The sequence below is a fragment of the Candidatus Brevundimonas phytovorans genome (assembly GCA_029203145.1).
In the GTDB taxonomy this organism is placed as follows: Bacteria; Pseudomonadota; Alphaproteobacteria; order Caulobacterales; family Caulobacteraceae; genus Brevundimonas; species Brevundimonas phytovorans.
In genome coordinates this window covers 2,125,563-2,144,999 of sequence record CP119309.1, presented here as the reverse complement: position 1 = coordinate 2,144,999, position 19,437 = coordinate 2,125,563, and the positions used below count along the sequence as shown (strand labels likewise).

General features: G+C 65.7%; 16 protein-coding genes. 8 read left to right on the top strand and 8 right to left on the bottom strand.

Translation table 11 applies throughout. The annotated features are described in order from the left end of the window. Positions 1–274 precede the first annotated feature (274 nt). Positions 275–3,208 (top strand): TonB-dependent receptor, encoded by a 2,934-nt coding sequence (locus tag P0Y52_10550; protein ID WEK56982.1) that lies wholly within the window; start codon positions 275–277, stop codon positions 3,206–3,208. A gap of 218 nt (positions 3,209–3,426) precedes the next feature. On the opposite strand, the gene P0Y52_10545 is transcribed toward P0Y52_10550, so the two are convergent. Further along, the gene (locus P0Y52_10545; GenBank protein ID WEK56981.1) at positions 3,427–5,472 is read right to left on the bottom strand and encodes a prolyl oligopeptidase family serine peptidase; all 2,046 of its coding nucleotides are present in this window, start codon (positions 5,470–5,472) and stop codon (positions 3,427–3,429) included. Between the two features lie 282 nt (positions 5,473–5,754). Between P0Y52_10545 and ftsZ the strand changes: the two genes are divergently transcribed. Then, the gene (ftsZ, locus tag P0Y52_10540) at positions 5,755–7,323 is read left to right on the top strand and encodes a cell division protein FtsZ (GenBank protein WEK56980.1); all 1,569 of its coding nucleotides are present in this window, start codon (positions 5,755–5,757) and stop codon (positions 7,321–7,323) included. A 280-nt stretch (positions 7,324–7,603) separates the two neighbouring features. After that, entirely contained in the window at positions 7,604–8,503 is a 900-nt protein-coding gene (lpxC, locus tag P0Y52_10535; protein ID WEK56979.1) for a UDP-3-O-acyl-N-acetylglucosamine deacetylase, read from the top strand. 177 nt (positions 8,504–8,680) lie between these two features. Here lpxC and P0Y52_10530 read toward each other — a convergent pair whose 3' ends face one another. Genes P0Y52_10530 through lgt form a run of 3 tightly spaced genes read right to left on the bottom strand, consistent with a single transcriptional unit; the run spans position 8,681 to position 11,406 of the window. Further along, positions 8,681–9,451, bottom strand: a complete 771-nt coding sequence (locus tag P0Y52_10530; GenBank protein ID WEK56978.1) for a polyphenol oxidase family protein — start codon at positions 9,449–9,451, stop codon at positions 8,681–8,683. After that, on the bottom strand, positions 9,448–10,527 hold the full coding sequence (locus tag P0Y52_10525) for an SAM-dependent methyltransferase (protein ID WEK56977.1): 1,080 nt from the start codon (positions 10,525–10,527) through the stop codon (positions 9,448–9,450). Before P0Y52_10525 ends, P0Y52_10530 begins: the two co-directional genes overlap by 4 nt. A 6-nt stretch (positions 10,528–10,533) precedes the next feature. After that, positions 10,534–11,406, bottom strand: a complete 873-nt coding sequence (lgt, locus tag P0Y52_10520; protein WEK56976.1) for a prolipoprotein diacylglyceryl transferase — start codon at positions 11,404–11,406, stop codon at positions 10,534–10,536. 173 nt (positions 11,407–11,579) lie between these two features. On the opposite strand from lgt, the gene P0Y52_10515 reads away from it, so the two are divergent. The 3 genes from P0Y52_10515 (at position 11,580) to P0Y52_10505 (ending at position 13,256) form a co-directional block, all read left to right on the top strand. Beyond that, a complete protein-coding gene (locus P0Y52_10515; protein ID WEK56975.1) occupies positions 11,580–11,867 on the top strand; it encodes an accessory factor UbiK family protein in 288 nt (95 codons plus the stop codon). A gap of 76 nt (positions 11,868–11,943) precedes the next feature. Then, positions 11,944–12,447, top strand: coding sequence for a YbjN domain-containing protein (locus tag P0Y52_10510; protein ID WEK56974.1), 504 nt, complete (start codon positions 11,944–11,946; stop codon positions 12,445–12,447). Next, positions 12,447–13,256, top strand: a complete 810-nt coding sequence (locus tag P0Y52_10505; protein WEK56973.1) for a pyrroline-5-carboxylate reductase dimerization domain-containing protein — start codon at positions 12,447–12,449, stop codon at positions 13,254–13,256. The genes P0Y52_10510 and P0Y52_10505 overlap by 1 nt, the downstream gene beginning before the upstream one ends. A gap of 3 nt (positions 13,257–13,259) precedes the next feature. On the opposite strand, the gene P0Y52_10500 is transcribed toward P0Y52_10505, so the two are convergent. The 3 genes from P0Y52_10500 to P0Y52_10490 all read right to left on the bottom strand — a co-directional run bounded on the left by P0Y52_10500 (position 13,260) and on the right by P0Y52_10490 (position 16,003). Next, positions 13,260–13,751 carry a hypothetical protein gene (locus P0Y52_10500; GenBank protein ID WEK56972.1) on the bottom strand — a complete coding sequence of 164 codons (492 nt, stop codon included), beginning with the start codon at positions 13,749–13,751 and terminating at the stop codon, positions 13,260–13,262. Between the two features lie 169 nt (positions 13,752–13,920). After that, positions 13,921–15,264, bottom strand: a complete 1,344-nt coding sequence (locus P0Y52_10495) for an ATP-binding protein (GenBank protein WEK56971.1) — start codon at positions 15,262–15,264, stop codon at positions 13,921–13,923. Between the two features lie 7 nt (positions 15,265–15,271). After that, entirely contained in the window at positions 15,272–16,003 is a 732-nt protein-coding gene (locus P0Y52_10490; GenBank protein WEK56970.1) for a response regulator transcription factor, read from the bottom strand. Between the two features lie 88 nt (positions 16,004–16,091). On the opposite strand from P0Y52_10490, the gene P0Y52_10485 reads away from it, so the two are divergent. Beyond that, the gene (locus P0Y52_10485) at positions 16,092–16,970 is read left to right on the top strand and encodes a branched-chain amino acid aminotransferase (GenBank protein ID WEK56969.1); all 879 of its coding nucleotides are present in this window, start codon (positions 16,092–16,094) and stop codon (positions 16,968–16,970) included. 45 nt (positions 16,971–17,015) lie between these two features. Here the strand turns inward: P0Y52_10485 and P0Y52_10480 are convergent, their stop codons facing one another. Then, entirely contained in the window at positions 17,016–17,972 is a 957-nt protein-coding gene (locus P0Y52_10480) for a DUF4349 domain-containing protein (GenBank protein ID WEK56968.1), read from the bottom strand. A 185-nt stretch (positions 17,973–18,157) separates the two neighbouring features. Between P0Y52_10480 and P0Y52_10475 the strand changes: the two genes are divergently transcribed. Continuing rightward, a complete protein-coding gene (locus tag P0Y52_10475) occupies positions 18,158–19,432 on the top strand; it encodes a nucleoside transporter C-terminal domain-containing protein (protein ID WEK56967.1) in 1,275 nt (424 codons plus the stop codon). Positions 19,433–19,437 lie beyond the last annotated feature (5 nt).

Genomic DNA, 19,437 nt, shown 5'->3' with positions numbered 1-19,437 from the left:
CTGATCGTTCTTTGTCGAGAGCGATCTTTTCGTGACGAGTTTTGCGCAATTTGTGCGCTGTGAGCATCGTACCGGGAATGACCGTCGATCGTGGAACGGCTCTCGGCCTTGTGTGTCGGGACTGTGTTCTGATTGTTACAGGTCTGACGCGGGGTAGCCTGATTTAGGTCACAAAGCTTGTGGTGCGGGCAAATTTGGCTAGACGGGTGGTGGAGCTGCAGATTCAAAATTTGATTTGCGGCAATTTTCATCAAGAGTTGGGGGCGATCTTCATATGAACTTGAAGCGCAAGTATTTGTTCGGAACCACGATTTTGGCTGGGGTGATGGCTGTCGCCGCGCCTGCTCTGGCTCAAGAATCGACGCAAGCCGCTGCCCAGTCGGCGCCCACCACGCAAACGACGACGGTGTCGGAAGTGGTTGTGACCGGTTCGCGCATCCGTCGTAGCGAGTTCACGAGCACCCAGCCGATTCAGGTGATCACTGCTGAGCAGGCCGAACTGAAGGGCACTGCAGACGCTGCTACCGCCCTGATGTCGTCGTCGCTCGCGGCGGGTTCGTTCCAGCTCAACGACCAACTGACCGGCTATGTCACGGCTGGCGGCGGCGGCACGCAATCGGTCGCTCTGCGCGGCCTGGGCTCGCAGCGCACCCTGACGCTGCTCAACGGTCGTCGTGCAGGCCCGGCCGGCACGCGCGGTCAGGTTCAAGCTTTCGACCTCAACGTGATCCCGCAGTCGGTTGTCGAGCGTTTCGACATCCTGAAGGACGGCGCTTCGTCGCTGTACGGTTCGGACGCCGTCGCCGGCGTCATCAACATCATCACCAAGCGCGATGTGGATGGCGGCTACATGAGCGCCTACGTCTCGCAGCCGTTCGAACATGGCGGTGAAGTCTACCGTGTTGACGGCAGCTACGGTCAAACATTTGACCGCGGCTACTTCAGCGTGGGCGCAGAATATTATCGCGCCGAAGCTCTGCGCCGCGAGGATCGTGACGACACGGGTTGCCAAGCGGACAACCTGCGTAGCGCCGCTACGGGCGAACGCGTCGACTACATCGACCCCCGCACGGGTAAGTACAAGTGCGTGAACTTCACCAACCAGTATGTCTCGGTGTCGGGCGTCGGCAACCTGGTCCGCAAGGATCTGTCGCCCTTCCCCTACAACTATAACACCCCGGGTAATACGTCGCCCTACGCTGACTGGGCGCGCTTCAACAACTCCGCCGACAAGAACACCTACCTCTACGCCCCGACGGAATCGGAGCTGTGGAATCGTTCGACCGTCATCAGCCCGACGGAACGGGCGACCTTGACCTTCTTCGGCGGGTATGACCTGACCCCCAACATCGAGCTCTACACCGAGCTGATGTACAACCGTCGTGAATCCTCGCAAAACGGCGTTGGTCAGATCTTCCAGAGCTTCGCCCAGCGCAACACCGTCAACGGCGTTCCGAACAATCTGCCGATTTCGAACCCGAACAACCCCTTCGGCCGCACGGTCCAGACGGTCGGCGTGTATGAATCCAGCTCGAACCAGGTTGTTGACTACTACCGCGCTGTCGCCGGCGCTCGTGGCCAGTTCTCGGCGTTCGGGCGTAACTTTGACTGGGATGTCTACGGCCAGTACTCGCTGTCGGACGCTGTCTATGACAACGGCCCGCGCGTCTATCTGGACCGCTTCCTGGCTCTGAACAGCCCGAACGTGGCCTGCACCAACAACCCTGTTGGCGGTAACGTCTCGAACTTCAACTGCTCGGCCCTGCCGAACGGTATTCCGTGGGCTGACGCTCGCGTGCTGGCTGGCAACTACACGCAAGCTGAACGCGACTTCCTCTTCATCAACGAAGAGTACACCACGACCTACGACCACGCTTATGTCGAAGGCGTCATCAGCACGGACAATCTGTTCTCGATGCCCGCCGGCGATGTCGGCTTTGCCTTCGGTGCTCAGATCCGTCACGAGAAGATCGACGACACGCCCGGCGAGCAGGCTGCTAACCGCAACATCGCACTGTACACCAGCGCCGGCCGTACGGTTGGTTCCGACGATATCCGCGAAGCTTTCGCCGAACTGGACGTGCCGCTGCTCAAGGCGCTGCCGTTCGCTGAATCGCTCTCGCTGAACTTGTCGGGCCGCGTTTCGGATTACGACAGCTATGGCACGAACTCGACCTGGAAGGCCGGTATGAACTGGCAGATCACGCCAGAGTATCGCATCCGTGGCTCGATCGGCACCTCCTTCCGCGCCCCGGCGCTGTATGAGCTGTACCTGGGCAACCAGACGGGCTACGGCGCGCAGTCGTCTGTCGACCCGTGCTACGACTACGGCAGCAACACGAGCATTGATCCCAATGTTCTCGCTGCATGCCAGGCGCTGGGCATTCCGTCTGACCAGACCGGTGGTTCCAGTGCGACCATCTTCACGAACGGCGGCAAGGGCGTCCTGGAAGCTGAAACGGCCGAATCGCGCAGCCTGGGCGTGGTCTGGACTCCGCGCTTCGCTTCGCTGTCGGTGGCCGTCGATTACTTCGAAATCGAAATCGAGAACGAAGTTTCGCAGTTCGGTGCTTACAACATCATCGAATACTGCCTGCGTGGCCGCACCGACTTCTGCAGCCTGTTTGAACGCGACCCCGTCACCAACTACATCACCACTGTTAACAACAGCTACGTTAACATTGCGACGCAGTGGAGCCGTGGCATCGACCTGACGCTGCGCTATGATCGCGACACGCCGTGGGGCGACCTGACCTTCCAGACTCAGAACACCTGGAAGCTGGAAGATCGCACCAACACGCTGGGCGGTGAGATCGAGGACTACCTCGGCAACACCTTCAACTACTCGGGACCGCAGTACGCCGGCAACCTGAGCCTGACCCTGCGTTCGGGTGATTTGACCTGGAACTACGCTGTCGATGCTATCGGCAAGGGTTCCGACTATGATCAGTACGGCTATCGTACGGCCTTCTCGGCCAAGTATGGTCAGGACGTCGCCTACAAGATGTGGAACGAGTTCACGACCTACCACTCGGCCTCGGTTCGCTACGCTCTTGAAGACTGGACCTTCCAGATCGGCGTGAACAACCTGTTCGACGAGCGTCCGCCGTCGTCGGACGCTTCCACCTGGCGCGTGGGTACGGCCGCATTGAACGGTTACGACATGCGTGGCCGTCGTGGCTTTGTCCGGGTCGGCCGCAGCTTCTAAGCGAGCGACCATCGGTATATGAAGGGGAGGCGGTTTCGACCGCCTCCCTTTTTTATTGCGCGTTGTCTCTAGGCTGCCTGTCCAAGGTTGGCTCAAAAACGATCACGCCAAAAGATTGTTTGAACAATGCGACGCTGGCTCTCGGCGCAAAAAAGAACCCCCCGGCAGCGGAGCCTGCCGGGGGGGGGGGGGGGGTAATGTTCCGCAGAGCGGGTGGATTACAGGCCGCCGTTACAGCCTTCGCGGAAGTAGTTGTCGATGAGGCCAAGTTGTTGGGCCATGATTGCGCGTGTCCACGCATTGCCATGACCGTAGTCTGTCAGCCGGGTGAACTGAACATCCTGTCCGCTTGAGCGCGCCTTTTCGACGAACCATTCCGAATGTTCAATCGGCGCGGTTTGGTCTCTTTCGCCGTGGTAAAGCATGATCGGTATGCTGATCGTGTTGGCGACGGCGGCAGGGCTCAAGCCCTTCACGGTGTCTCTTTGAGCGTCGCGCGTATAGGGGTTGTTGAGTAGCGAGTCGCGGATCCGCGACAGGTCGGAAACGCCAGCGCCTGCGATGGCGCATTTGTACAATCCGTTTGGCCGGACAGCCGCCACCATGGCTGCATACCCGCCATAGGAAAATCCGAACATGGCCACATGGCCCTGCTTGGCCAAGCCGTCGTTCTGAGCCCAGACGACGGCGTCATCCAGGTCATCCTGCATCTTCTGTCCCCACTCGCCGTCGCCCGCGCGCCATAGCGCCGTTCCCCAACCGGATGATCCGCGGAACTGGGGCTGAACAACTGCATAGCCGCGCGAGGCGAGTAGAGCCGGCCACATTGAGCCGTCCCATTCCATGTCGTCCCGCGCCCAAGGTCCGCCGTGAGGCATGATCACCGTAGGATAAGGGCCCGTTCCGAAATGCTCGGCGTTGGGGCGCGTCACAAACGCTGGGATCACCTGTCCGTCGCGCGCGGTGTAGGTCGCGTATGACGTGACGCCCAGGGATGCCGGAGCAATGTCGGGGTAGGGCTGCGAGAGAACGGTCAGCTGTTCTTTGTTGCGCAGCAAGTAGTATGCGCCGGGGTCATTGGCGCTTCCGGCCCAAACGATGATCGTGTTCAGGTCGCGCGACGCCGAGATGATGCGGGCGTGGCGCCCGACCCGGTACGGAATTGTCTGATGTTGGCCGGTGGCCGGATCGACGATGTCTACCGGCGTTTCCTGAATGCCCAGCGCAGCATTGATCCGGTTGTTCAGAAGCTCGAGTTCAGGAAGGACTGGATAGGTTTCGCCGCGCAGACCAGCGTAGCTGAAGCTGGCGATCTCACCGAAACTGTCCCCCGGAATATTCCAAACCGAAACGCCAGTAGCTTCAAACAGGGGATGGCTGAAGGCGACCTCGCCTAGGCGCCGCGCCGCAATATCATATTCCAAGATCGCGGCCTTGTCGCGATCGCGGTTCGAGATGATGAAGGCGATATTCGGATCTTTGGAGAAGCCGGCCACCGAGAAGACCTCGCGGTCTTTGACGTAGTTTCTTACGTGCTCTTCCCATCCGCCGGCGGCATTACGAAACTCGGTTGCGACATATAGGCCGTTGCCGTCGCGGCCGGTGCGGCTGCGCGCCCTCAGATCGCCATTCAGGTCGGTATCGTATCCGTTGACGCGTTCACCGGAACGCAGCACGCGCTCTGATCGGTGGCGGCGGACATCGTATTTGTAAATGTCGCTACCAACGCTGAGGAGAACATTGTCAGGATCGTTTGGAAGGGTGTCGATGACCCTGGCGCTGGAGCGGCTAAGTTGTTCGCGTTCGCTTTCTGAGCGCGTCTGGATCGTGGTCAGAGGATCGTTCCACGGCCCGCCATTGACATTGATCAGATATAACTTGCCGGCGAAGGTTTTAAAGGATCCCGACTCGAACGGTTGCCAAGCGGTAATCGCCACGACGCCGTTCTTCACGAACTGGACGCTCTGCACCTTCATGTGCTGCGCACCCATGTTGCGCGGCTCGTTCGCCAGGTTGTTGGCGTCCCAGATCGTGACGACGCGCTCTTCTCCCCGCGATTGGACAGCGGCCAGATGTCGGCCATCGGGCGACACGGTCAAGCTGGCAATGGCGGGGTATGCGGCGAGTTGCTCGAGGGTCGGCGCACGGAACGTGTCAGCGGCGGTGGCGGGGACATTTGGCGCTTCCGCAAATGTCTGCACCGCCGTTAGCATAACGATCGTAGCGACGCCGGCCGCTAAGGCCGCACGTGTAATATTCTGCATTCTAGCCCCCATTGTCTGTCATCGACTAATCATGTCGATCCCCACGTTTGTGCCACATTCTGACCATGCGCGTCGCGGTCGCAGTTCGCCGGGAGGGACGAAATTTGTAGGAATATAACAATAATCCGACGGCTCCGCTTTCGATCTGGCCGACTCATAGTACCGGGGTAACACTCCGTTAACGCAAAAGGGGTTTTCCTTAACGCGCTCATAACCAATGCGATTCGGCGGGGATTTCGCACTGGGGTTAACGGGCAGGGTCGGAAGGTCGGAACAACAATCATGTCTCTCTCGCTGGTGAAGCCGCAACACACGGAACTGAAGCCCCGGATCGTCGTCTTCGGCGTCGGCGGCGCGGGCGGAAACGCCGTCAACAACATGATCGACGCCGGCCTTGAAGGGGTCGAGTTCGTCGTCGCCAACACCGACGCCCAGCATCTGAGCTTCGCCAAGACGGATCGCCGCATCCAACTGGGCGAGACCATCACCCAGGGCCTCGGCGCCGGCGCCCACCCCGAAGTCGGCATGAACGCCGCCGAGGAGAGCGCTGATGAGATCCACGCGCACCTGGACGGTGCGCACATGGTCTTCATCACCTGCGGCATGGGCGGCGGCACCGGCACCGGCGCGGCCCCTGTCATCGCCAAGTGCGCCCGCGATCGCGGCATCCTGACCGTCGGCGTCGTGACCAAGCCCTTCACCTTCGAAGGCCGTCACCGCATGCGTCTGGCGGACTCCGGCGTCGCCGAGCTGCAACGCTACGTCGACACCCTGATCGTCATTCCGAACCAGAACCTGTTCCGCGTCGCCAATGAGCGCACCACCTTCGCCGACGCCTTCGGCATGGCTGACCAGGTGCTGCACTCGGGCGTCCGTTCGATCACCGACCTGATGATCCTGCCCGGCCTGATCAACCTCGACTTCGCCGACGTCCGCGCCGTCATGTCCGAAATGGGCAAGGCGATGATGGGCACGGGCGAGGCCACGGGCGATGACCGCGCCCTGCTGGCCGCTCAGAACGCCATCGCCAACCCGCTGCTGGACGAGACCAGCCTCAAGGGCGCCAAGGCCGTGCTGGTGAACATCACCGGCGGTCTGGACATGACCCTGCTGGAAGTGGACGAGGCCGCCAACGCCATCGCCGCCGAAGTGGACGGCGACGCCAACATCATCTTCGGCGCCGCCTTCGACCCGGCCCTGGACGGCAAGATCCGCGTCTCCGTCGTCGCCACCGGCATGGACGAGGCCGTCATCCAGAAGATCGAGCCCCAGGGTTCCGCCTTCTCGGACCGCCGCCCGGCCGCTCCGGCGCCGCGCCAGCCGGAAGTCCGCATCGATCCGGTTCGCGAACCGGTCCGTGCGCCCGAGCCGGCCCCCGTCTATGAGGCTCCGGCCGCTCGCGCTGCACCCGAGCCGCGCCCCGAGCCCGTCATCCATGACGCGCCCCGCAATCTGGAGCCGATCGTCGATCCCTGGGTCGAGGAATACGAATCCGGCGCCGTCCGCGCTCAACCGGCCGCCGCGTCGGCCGAGCAGGGCGACCTCTACTTCGACCGCGGCCAGCAACAGCAGCCCCAGGCCCGTCCGGCTCCGCGCCGCGAAGAGCCGGTCGCTGAGGACGAATACTACGACGACCGCGATCACCGTCGCAGCGGCTGGAGCCTGTTCGGCAAGAAGCGCCAGCAGCCGCAACAGCAGCAGCCCTCCTACGCGCCGCAGCCGTCGTCGAACCGCACCACCCAGCAACTGCGCCAGACGCAGGCGACCCAGCCGACCCAGGACTATCAGGCCGGTCACGCGGAAGACGACGACCTCGAAATCCCGTCCTTTCTTCGCCGCCTTGCGAACTAAGCGGACCAAACGCTGATTGAAACGCCCCGGAGCCTGGCTCCGGGGCGTTTTTTCTTGGCGGGATTGGACTCGGCGCCTTTCCGGTCCCGCTCCTCCCGGCGTCCGCCGGGATGAGCCGCGAAGGAAAGATGAGGTCCCGGCGGCATGGGCAGGCTGTCACCCGACCGAAACATTTCGAAACCCGACTTTCATTTCCGGCTTGAGCGGTCGTGGTTAAACGACAGGTGAGGCGAACTCCGCACGTCATGCGCGGAGCCGCGCAACACAGAGAGTTTCCAGCTTGCCGGTCCGTCACGACCATCACGAACAGACCATCGTCGCCCCGGCCATTTGCGCCGGCGTGGGCGTGCACACCGGCCAGCGCGTCAAGCTGGTCGTGCGTCCGGCTGCGCCGGGCACGGGCATCGTCTTCGTGCGCACCGACATCACCGACCGCGACAACCGCATCCCCGTCTCGGGCGAGGCCGTCGTCGACGCGCGCCTGAACACCATGATTGAGAATGCGGCCGGCGTGCGCCTGTCGACCATCGAGCACCTGATGGCCGCCCTGTGCGCGCTCGGCGTCTCCAACGCCGTGATCGAGGTCGACGGCCCCGAGCTGCCGATCCTCGACGGTTCGGCCCTGCAGTTCGTGCAACTGCTGGACCGCGCCGGTTTCCGCCGTCAGGAAGCCCCGGTCCGCTTCATCGAGATCCTTAAGCCGATCCGGGTGGAGGAGGGCGACAAGTCCGCCTTCCTGCTGCCTTGCGATCGCTACGAGATGCGCTTCGAGATCGACTTCCCCACGCCGGTCATCGGCAATCAGGTGGTGGACTTCGTCGTGGACGAGGCGACCTTCCGCTCGGACATCATGGCCGCGCGTACCTTTGGCTTCGCCCATGAGGTCGAGGCCCTGCGTCAGGCCGGTCTGGCCCGCGGCGGTTCGCTGGAAAACGCCGTGGTCATCGACGGCGACGAGATCCTGAACCCCGGCGGTCTGCGCATGGAACGCGAGTTCGTGCGCCACAAGGCTCTGGACGCCATCGGCGACCTCTATGTTCTCGGCGCGCCCCTGATGGGCCGCTACGAAGGCGTCAAGGCCGGTCACGCCCTGAACAACAAGCTGGTCCGCGCTCTGCTGGCCCAGCCCGACGCCTGGCGCGAGACGGTTCGAGTCCCCGACATGGCGATGGCGGGCTGATCCTCTCTTCCTTCTCCCCCTGAGGGAGAAGGTGTCATGCCTGCATGACGGATGAGGGGTGACGGCGGCGCCCTTCACGAGTCAGCCCTGTCGTCGGCCTCACCTATCCCAGCGCAGCGCTGACACCCCTCATTCGAGCCGCGGCGCGGCCCGCCTTCTCCCTCAAGGGGAGAAGGATCAGGTCAGGGCGATCGCGCTGATCAGCCGCCCGAAATCCGGCTCCCCCGCCAGAAACGCCCGCCGGTTCGAGTAGAATCGCGCTGCGTCCGCGCGCGTGTCGTCGCCGGTCCAGGCGGCGTCGCCGACGCCGGACTGCTCCAGCCGCCACAGGACAAAGCCCGGCAGGTCGAACAGGCGTTTGTCCTCCGTTGCGCCCGGCGCAAAGAAGCGTTCGCTGCCGGGGTCATGATGGGCGAACCGCTCCTGATAGTCGGCGCCGACCTCATAGGAAGCCTGCGCGATGCAGGGACCGACCACGGCGACCATGCGCTCAGACCGCGCGCCGAGGGCCTCCATCGCCGCCACCGTCGAGTGGATGATCCCGCCCAGGGCTCCCTTCCAGCCCGCATGGGCCGCACCTACCACGCCCGCCTCGGCGTCGGCGAACAGGACGGGCGCGCAGTCCGCAGTCAGGACGGAGGCGATGGGGCCGCGCACGGCGGCGACCACGGCGTCGCCCTCGGGCCGCTCGCCCTTCCAGCCGCTGTCGGCCACGCGGGCCACGGCGGAGTGGATCTGATAGCAGCCGCACAGGTCGTCGTAGGCGCCGCCCATCCATTCGGCCACGCGACGACGGTTCTCGGCCACGCGCGCCGGATCGTCCTTGGAGCCGACGCCGGTGTTCAGTCCGGCGTAGATGCCCTCCGACACGCCGCCCTCGCGGGTGAAGAAGCCGTGGCGGACCCCGGCCTTGTCGAGCAGGGGGTGGGTGATGGGGTTCAGGCTCATCCTTCAAATCCCGGCAGGGCCAGCGAGCGGGGCGAGAAGATCGCCGCCGCCTTGAACAGTTCGCCCATCTGGTCCGGCGCGGTCAGGCGGTCCAGCTGGCGCTGGATGACCGGGGCGGCGTCGGGGCGGGCCTGCATCAACCTCTGGGCGCGGGCTTCGATCCCCAGGGCCTTGAGGAAGGCGCCCTGACCGACGCAGCCGGTGACATCCGCCCCGGTCCGCACAGCGGCCTCCAGCACCAGAGGATAGTCGGCCCATTGCGTCAGGTCGGCCTCGCCCGGCGTCGCCAGCGGGTCGACCTTCTGGTGCCGCCTCAGACCTTGCAGGGTGTCGCCCGCGCCCGGGCGGCTGCGGCCATAGTCGATCAGCAGGGCCGCGCCCGAGGCGGCCTTGACCAGCACGGCCAGGTCGCGCGCAAAGGCCGCCTGCTGTTCCGAAATCTCGACCACCTGACCCGGCTCGACATCGTACTCCGGCCGCTCGAACCCGCCCGAGATGGCGACCAGGCCAAAGGTCAGTTCATTGTCGTCGGTCACGCCGACGCGGCGCTCGGCCCAGCCGCCCTCGGTCTTCATGAACTGGCGCGCGGGCATGCAGTCCAGCACCTCGTTGCCGATCAGGATGACGGGGGCGTCGGTCTCGATCTGGTGCAGGGCGCTGAGCCAGCGGGGGTGAACGTCGGCCTCGGCCAGCCGCCGCGCCTGTTCGGCCCGCAGCGGCGCACTGGGCTCGATCAGGATCAGGTCCACGGCCTCCAGGAAGCCGGGGACCAGCCGCGCCGCCCGCAGCACGTCGGACATCAAGGTCCCGTCGCCCGGCCCGACCTCGACCAGCCGCACGCGCTCCGGCGCGCCCAGACGGCTCCAGACCTCAATGGCCCACAGACCGATCAGTTCGCCGAACATCTGGCTGACCAGGGGCGCGGTGATGAAGTCGCCGCCTTCCCCCAGCGCGGGCCGCGTCGAGTAATAGCCGCCCTTGGGGTCGTGCAGGCAGCGGGTGACATAGTCCGCCACCGTCATCGGCCCCGTCAGCACGATCTCGCGGACCAGCCGGTCCTTGAGCGTCTCCGTCATGGCCTCTTACGCCTCCGCCACGACCGGCTTCTTCAGCGCCCGCCAGATCAGCCCGGCGCCGACCAGCATCATCGGGATCGACAGGATCATGCCCATGGTCAGGCCCAGCGGCAGGTGCTCCAGTCCGGCGTCCGGCTGACGCACGTTCTCCAAGGCGGCGCGGCAGACGCCGTAGCCCAGCAGGAACAGGCCGGTGACGAAGCCCGGACGCTTCAGCATCTTCCACTTCCAGATGGCCAGCGACAGGATGATCAGCAGCAACAGCCCCTCAAGCCCGGCTTCATACAGCTGGCTCGGGTGGCGCGGTTCATTGCCGGCGGGGCAGAAGCCGTACATCTGCTCGATGCGCGCGTTGCAGAAGCGGATGGCCCAGGGAACCGTCGTCTCGCGGCCCCACAGCTCGCCGTTGATGAAGTTGGCGATGCGCCCGAACAGCAGGCCGATCGGCGCGACCGGCGCGATCAGGTCGCCCAGGCTGAGCGGATTGATCTTCTGGCGGTTGGCGTAAAGGATGATGGCCACGACGACGCCCAGGAAGCCGCCGTGGAAGCTCATGCCGCCGGTCCACAGCTGCAGCAGCTCCAGCCGCTCGCCCCAGTTCTGACCCGTAAACAGCTGGGCGTACATGGCTGGCTTGTAGAAGAGGGCGTAGCCCAGACGTCCGCCCAGGATGACGCCGAACGTGATCCACAGCACCAGATCGTCCAGTTGCGGGCCCGTCACCGGCGGCTTGCCGGGCGACCACAGCCGCTCCGTCTTGGCCAGGCGCGAAGCGTACCACCAGCCCAGCACGATCCCGGCGACATAGGCCAGGGCGTACCAGCGGATGGGCAGGGGGCCGAGATGGATCAGGACAGGGTCGAATTCGGGGAAGGGCACAGGGCCTCCGTCAGCGCCGTTTGGGACCGAAAATCTCTAGCAAGAGAGACTGCATTCGTCGCGCGCTTTTCCAGCGAAGCAGTTTATAGCCGGTTCGGACGGAAAGGTTTCGTTCACCCAATTTAAGTCGCCATTAACCATATACTGGTGTGGCAGAGACGCGAGATTTCATCATGCAGACGCGCAATCCGATCCTCGACGAGTTCGCCAAGCTGACGACCGGCGCCATGGGTCTGGCCCAGGCTGCGGGCGACGAGGCCAAGGCCGCCTGGCGGGCCCAGACGGATCGATTCGTCGCCGAGATGGATCTGGTCCGCCGCGACGAGTTCGATGTGCTGAAGGACGAGATCGCCGCCCTCCGCGCCGAGATCGCTGAGCTTAAGGCTCAGAAATCGCCTGCGAAAAAGGCGTCGAGCGGAACGTCCACAGCTGCGGCGCCTGACGCTGATTCAGCCGGTTGAGCCGAATCTCCGAACACGTTTACCGTTCGTTTGCAGGTCGTGAGTCGCGACCCCCGAGTAAGAATGTGAATCCCTGATGGATGCAGCCCGACCCGAAGAGGTCGACGTTCCCTACGACCCCCTGGATGTCGTGGAGCACGTCCTCAACGCGGAGAACCTGCCGTTCGACCGGACGGACGACGGCGACCTCGCCTTCGCCCTGGCCGGCGACTGGAAGGACTATGAGCTGTGGTTCGCCTGGCGGCCCGAGGGCGACTGCCTTCAGCTGTGCTGCGCCCTGGACCTGCGCGTCATGAAGACGCGCCGCGCCGCCGCCTATGAACTGGTGTCGATGATCAACCAGCGTACCTGGCTGGGCCATTTCGAAGTCTGGCCGGACGAGGGCGAGATCGTCTTCCGTCACTCGCTGGCCCTGCCGCACAGCGAGCGCCCGACCCTGGCCCAGGCTGCGTCCATGATCGACGCCGCCATCGAGGCCGCCGACCGCTACTACCCCGCCTTCGACTTCATGGTGCGCGGCTCCAAGAAGGCGCAGGAAGCCATCGACGCCTGCCTGTTCGAAACCGTGGGCACCGCCTGATGACCAAGGGCGGGAAGATGGGGCCGGTCGTCCTGCAAGGCGTGGGGCGGCTGGGCTCGGCCATCCTGGAAGGCTGGCTCAGGACCGGCGCCGTCGATCCCGCCGACCTCATCATCCTGACCCCGTCCGAGAAGCCCGCCGCCGAGACGGCGCGGGGCCTGGGCGCGCGGATCAATCCGCCGCTGGAAGCTCTGGCCGACGCCCGCGCCTTCGTCATCGGCGTCAAACCCGCCAAGTGGCTTGAGGCCTCGCGCCCTGTCCTGCCGTATCTGGCGCCCGACGCCGTGATCGTCTCGGTCATGGCCGGGGTGAGGGGGCAGACGATTGCCGAGGGCTTCGACGGCCGCTCCGTCGTCCGCATCATGCCAACGACCGGCGTGGCCCAGGCCCAGGGCGTGGCGACCATCTGGGCCGCTGACGCCGCCGCCCGCGCCGTCGGCGAGGCCCTGTTCGCCCTCATCGCCGAAACCGTCCACCTGGACGACGAAGCCGCCATGCACGCCGCGACCGCCGTGTCTGGCTGCGGCCCCGCCTATTATTTCGCCTTCACCCGCGCCCTGGCCCAGGCCGGGGTCGAGGAAGGCCTGACGCCGGAGGCCGCCGTGCGGCTGGCGCGCGCCACCCTGCGCTCTGCGGCGGCGGGCGTCGAAGGAACCGAGGCTCTGGACGCTTTGATCGACCGCGTGGCCTCGCCCGGCGGCGTGACCCAGGCCGGTCTTGTGGCCCTGAACGCAGACGGCGCCCTCGACCGGGCGGTCGAGAGCGCCGTGCAGGCGGCTGTCGCCAAGTCCACCGAACTCAGCCGCTGACCCTTAACGGGTGACGTAGCGCCCATCGGCCAGGTTGCGCGCCAGCCGGTCAAAGGTCGTGCTCGCGTCCTGCCAGGTGCTGAAGCCGCGCACATCGCTCAGCGTCGTCGAATAGCGGCTGTATTTCACCGGAAGCACTTCACCCGACGCGGTCGTGACCGTGCCCTCGATGGCGGCGCCGCCGATCGAGATGCTGCGGAGCGGGTCCAGCCCCGGCTTCTCCACCATCTGCTGCATGGTCGGCCGGTTGGGCTTCAGATCGGTGATCGTCAGCTCAATACGGGCGCCGTCCAGCGCATGACGCTCGGTCAGGACGCGCGTGACACGGGCGGTCAGGTCGTCGACCTGCTGCTGGACTTCACGCTGGCCGAGCTCTTCGGCGGTCTTGGCGAAGTCGGGGCTGACGGTGACGACGACCGCCGAGGGTTGAGCTGCGACGGCCCCGGCCAGAGCCATGGCGGCGGTAAGCGGTGCGAGGAATGCGAAAGGACGCATGAAATGGTCTCCTGATCCAGGCCCCCCTGGAACGCCTCCAACATGAGCTTGTTCCAGCGGCTACGCTAGAGCCAAATCGGTTTGGACGTTTTCGCGTTCAAGCCCAGATATTCGCTTCAGCATTAGGGAAAAATCCTGATTCACAAGCAGGCTCGTGGGGTGCGACAGATCAGCCCGGCAGGCGGATCGCCGCCTTCAGCCCGCCCAGATCGCTGCGGCTCAGGGTGATGTCGCCGCCGTGGCCGCGCGCCACGTCGCGGGCGATAGCCAGGCCCAGACCCACGCCCTTGCTGTTCTGATTGCGCGAGGCGTCCAGTCGCGAGAAGGGCCGGAAGGCCTCCTCGTGCATGTCGTCGGGAATGCCCGGCCCGTCGTCCTCGACCGCGATCTCGATCCCGCCCGAAGGCAGGGGCCGGGCGGACAGCCGCACATGCTCGCCGTGAACGGCGGCGTTGCCGGCCAGATTGTTCAGGGCGCGACGGAAGGCGAGGGGGCGCAGCATGGCGTCCAGCTCGTCGGGCGTCTCCACCGTCACCTCGGCCCCGGCGCGGCGGGCGTCCTCTGCGGCGCGGCGCAGCATCTCGGGCACCGAAACCGCCTGGATCGCTTCCCCGGCCTCGCCGCGCGCGAAGGCCAGGTATTCGTCGATCATATGCTCCATCTCGTCCAGGTCGCCCTTCATGGCCTCGGCCCGCTTGAAGGGCGGGGCCAGGGCCAGTTCGAGGCGCAGACGGGTCAGAGGCGTGCGCAGGTCATGGCTGACCGAGGCCAGCAGGGCCGTGCGTTGTTCGATATGACGCTGGATGCGGGCGCGCATGTCGAGGAAGGCGTTGGCGGCGGCCCGCACTTCGCGCGCGCCGTGCGGCTTGAAGCGCGGCACGGTCTCGCCCCGGCCAAAGGCCTCGGCGGCGTCGGCCAGACGTTCGATCGCTCGCACCTGATTGCGGATGAACAGGACCGCCACCCCCAGCAGCAGAATGGTCGCCACCGTCAGCCACAGCACGAAGATATGGGCCTGGGTCGCCACGGCCCGCTCGCGCGGGGCGATGACGCGCAGCACCCCGCCGGGCTCCTGCACCCGGATGTCGACATAGGCGGGGTAGCGGGTGGTGTCGTACCAGAAGGGCTGGTCCAGCCGCGAAGCCAGGGCTTTCTCCAGCGTGCGGTCGACCACGCCGATGGCGCCGCGCCGCTGTTCCTTGGGCAGGGTCGCGCCCTCCTGAAACGCGATGGACAGCTGCATCGACCGCTCGGCCCGGTCGGCGATGACGGTCAGGTTCTGCGGCGTCGGCTGGTCGCGATAGCTCTCGGCGGCCCAGGCCACGTCCCCCGCCAGGCCTTCGGACAGGCGCGCGGTCACGGCCTGCCAGTGGGCGTCGAAGAAGGCCCAGGTCACGGCCCCCTGCATGACCAGAACCGGCAGGACGATGATCAGCAGCGACCGCCCCCACAGGGAGGTCGGCAGGCGGCGCTTGATCATCCGCGCCCAGAGGGGGAGGGGCAGCAGCCTCATGGCCGGGTCAGTCCGGCGCCAGCATGTAGCCGACGCCGCGCACGGTCTGAAGATAGCGCGGGTTCTTGGGATCGGCCTCCAGCTTGCGGCGCAGGCGAGTCACCTGCACGTCCACGGCGCGGCCAGTGATGTCGGCGGTGTCGGGCGACAGGTTCATCCGCTCGACCGGCGAGTGGGCGTGGATGGCCAGGGTCTTCAGCAGTTGCGCTTCGGCCTCGGTCAGGCGTTGCAGCACGCCGTCGCGGGTCAGCTCCAGCCGCTCCATGTCGAACACGGCCGGCCCCATGCGGATTTCGCGCGGGGTCATCGGCTTGCCGCCGGTGCGGCGCAGGATGGCCTCGATCCGCAGCGCCAGTTCGCGCGGATCAAAGGGCTTCGACATATAGTCGTCGGCGCCGCGCGACAGGCCCTCGATCCGGTCATTGGGATCGCCCTTGGCCGTCAGCAGCAGGACGGGGGTCTTGGACAGCGACGCCTGGCTGCGGATCCAGGTGGTCAGATCGAACCCGCTCTCGCCCGGCATCATGACGTCCAGCACGATCAGATCGAACTCGATCAACTCGACCAGACGCCGCGCCGCGCCCGCGTGGGCGGCCCCGGTGACGCGATAGCCCTCGCGCGCCAGGAACTCTTTCAGCAGTTCGCGGATTCTGTCGTCGTCATCGACGATCAGAAGGTGACGGCCGGCGCCGGGGGCGGCCACAGGGCCAGAGCGGCCGTTCGAGCGCGTATCAGTCATGCTTTGGGCGATCCTGCCGAACGCAAGGCGTTGACGGCGGCGGGAGAGAAGAGTGTAAGCGGACCACATCCCCGGGAGACGTTATTCAATGGCCTTCGTTCCTTTCGACGATCGTGACGGCTGGATCTGGTTTGACGGCGCATTCGTGCCCTGGAGGGACGCGAAAACGCACGTACTGACCCATGGCCTTCACTACGGCTCGTCGGTCTTCGAGGGTGAGCGTATGTACGGCGGCGAAATCTTCAAGCTGACGGCGCACAGCCAACGGCTGAAACGCTCGGCCGAGCTGCTGGACTTCGACATTCCCTACAGCGTGGCCGAGATCGACGCCGCCTGCAAGGAAACCTGCGAAAAGAACGGTCTGACGGACTGCTACATTCGTCCCGTGGCCTATCTGGGCGCCGAACAGCTCAGCGTCTCGTCGCTGAACAGCAAGGTCCACCTGGCCATCGCCGCCTGGGAATGGCCCAGCTATTTCGACCCCGAGGTCAAGAAGAAGGGCATCCGTCTGGAGTGGGCCAAGTGGCGCCGCCCCGACCCGGCCACCGCCCCCTCGACGGCCAAGGCCGGCGGCCTCTACATGATCTGCACCATGTCCAAGACCGCGGCTGAAAAGCGCGGCTATGCCGACGCCATGATGCTGGACTGGCGCGGCTATGTGGCCGAGGCCACCGGCGCCAACGTCTTCTTCGTCCAGGGCGGCGTCCTGCACACCCCGCGCGTCGACCACATCCTGGACGGCATCACCCGCCAGACCGTGATCGAGATGGCCCAGGCCAAGGGGATCGAGGTGGTGATCCGCGACATCCTGCCGGAAGAACTGGCCGACTTCTCGGAATGCTTCCTCACCGGCTCGGCCGCCGAAGTCACCCCGGTCAGCGAGATCGGCGACCACCGTTTCACGCCCGGCGAACTGTCGCTGAGTCTGATGGACGACTACGGCAAGCTGGTCCGCGGCCAGCTGTAAGGGCAGGGATTTCCTCCCCCTCCATGGGGAGGAGGAAAACGGCAATCAGGCGGAGGGCTCGCCCTCCGCCTTTTTCCTGCGCGCCGCCTCGGCGGCCCGGCGCTGCACGGCGCGTTTCTGACGCCAGCGCCACCCCAGCCACGCCAGGGGCGCGAACACCAGCAACAGCGGCAGGACCCCGGCCAGCAGCATGATCAGCGCGCCCAACGTCGACATGAACAGATAGGCCGCCTGGCCCAGGGCGTCGGTGACAGGTTTCAGGGCGCTGTCGGGCGCCAGTTGCCCCGCCGCGCGATAGGTCACGTCCAGCTTCGAGGTCTGCACCCGCGTCCGCATGACCGCCAGGGCCGAGCGCGTCGCGTCCAGTTCACCCTGGACCCGCGCCAGTTCACGCTCGACCTGCAGCAGTTGTTCCAGCGGGCCGCTGCGGGTGGCCAGGAGCTGCTGCAGCCGGTCGCGCAGCGTCTCCATCGCCCGCATCCGCGCCTCGGTGTCGACCAGTTGCCGGGTCAGATCCTCGCTCTCGACGGCCTGTTCGGCCACGCGCCCGCCGGCGCCCTTGGCCTCGCCGTCCAGCGCCGCGCGGAAACGGGCGACGTAGGCGGGCGTGGCGCGCATTTCGAGGCGGGCCTCGACCGAGTCGCGACCGACGCGGCTGGAGTTCGAACCGATCACCTGACAGGCGGCAGGGCCGGCGGCGATGCAGGCCTGTTCATGCTTGGTCATGAGGCTTGTCGCGGCCTCTGCCGGAAGCTCCAGCCCGAAACGATATGCGTAGGCGATACTGGGGGCGATGCTGGGGGCGATGCTGGGTGCGACGACCGACGAGGGGGCACCGCTCGGTCCCGGCGGCGCGGAGGCGGCGCCGCCCATGACGGGCGCGGCGGGCGCGGCCGCCATCAGTTCGACGTCCACCGACTCGTCGGCATACTGACGCGATGCGTCCTGGCATCCCGCGAGCAGGGCGCTCGCCGCCGCCGCCCCGATCAGTTCCTTGCGCATCGGACCTCTCCCGTTGATGACGTAACGGCGATTGGCGTCTCGCATAACGGCAAAGTTTGGGCTGAGCCGAGGCGCTGGCGCGACAGGACGCCGCATGCGCTCTTGACCAGCAGGCGCGGGGTAGCGTTCAAGCAGGTTTCAAGGACGGTCCTCAGCCGTCGGCCGGTTGCGGAGCCGCCTTTCCCATGTTCACCCTTCTGAACCTCCAGAGCCTGTTCGGTCTGGTCGTCATCATCGCCGTCTGCTGGGCGATGTCCGAGAACCGCAAGGTCTTCCCCTGGCGTCTGGCCATTGGGGCGGTGGCGGTGCAGGCGGCCCTGGTGCTGGCGACCTTCGCCATTCCGGGCTCTCAGGTGGTGCTGGATGCGATCAACAATGCGGTGAAGGGGCTGGAACTGGCCACCGAAGAGGGGACCAAGTTCGTCTTCGGCTACCTGGCCGGCGGCGATCAGCCCTACGCCGTCGCCAACGAGGGCGCCCTGTTCACCTTCGCCTTCAAGGTTCTGCCGCTGATCCTGGTGATCTCGGCCCTGTCGGCCCTGCTGTGGCACTGGAAGATCCTGAAGTGGATCACGCTCGGCTTCGGCTTCCTGTTCCAGCGCACCATGGGTCTGGGCGGCGCCTCGGCCCTGGCGGTGGCGGCCAACGTCTTCCTCGGCATGATCGAGAGCCCCATCGTCATCCGCGCCTATCTGGACAAGCTGACCCGCTCGGAACTCTATCTGATGATGGTGGTCGGTCTGGCCACCGTCGCCGGCTCGACCATGGTGGCCTACGCCACCATCCTGGCGCCGGTCCTGACCAATGCGGCGGGCCACGTCCTGGTCGCCTCCATCGTTTCGGCCCCGGCCGGGGTCCTGCTGGCCCGCATCATCATCCCGGAAAAACCGGGGCAGGGCGGGGCGGTCGCCGATTACAACTCGGCGCTCAAGTACGACAGCGCCATCGACGCCATCGTCAAGGGCACCTCGGATGGCCTGATGGTGGTGCTGAACATCTCGGCCGTGCTGATCGTCTTCGTGGCCCTGGTGGCCCTGGCCAACGTCATGCTGGGCGCCTTCTGGATCGGCGGCGAGGCCTTGAGCGTCGAGCGCATCCTCGGCGTGGTCTTCTCGCCGGTGGCCTGGCTGATCGGCGTGGAATGGGCCGACGCGCAGAAGGCCGGCTGGCTGCTGGGCGTCAAGCTGACCCTGACCGAGTTCGTCGCCTTCATCAAACTGGGTCAGGTGCCCGACGGCGACATGACCGAGCGCACCCGGATGCTGATGACCTACGCCCTGTGCGGCTTCGCCAACATCGGTTCGGTCGGCATCACCGTCACCGGCCTGTCGGTGCTGATGCCCGAGCGCCGCGAAGAGGTTCTGGGTATGGTGTGGAAGGCCCTGTTGGCCGGCTTCCTGGCCACCCTGATGACCGCCTGCATCGTCGGGGCCATGCCGGCCTCGGTGTTCGGCCAGTAAGTCTG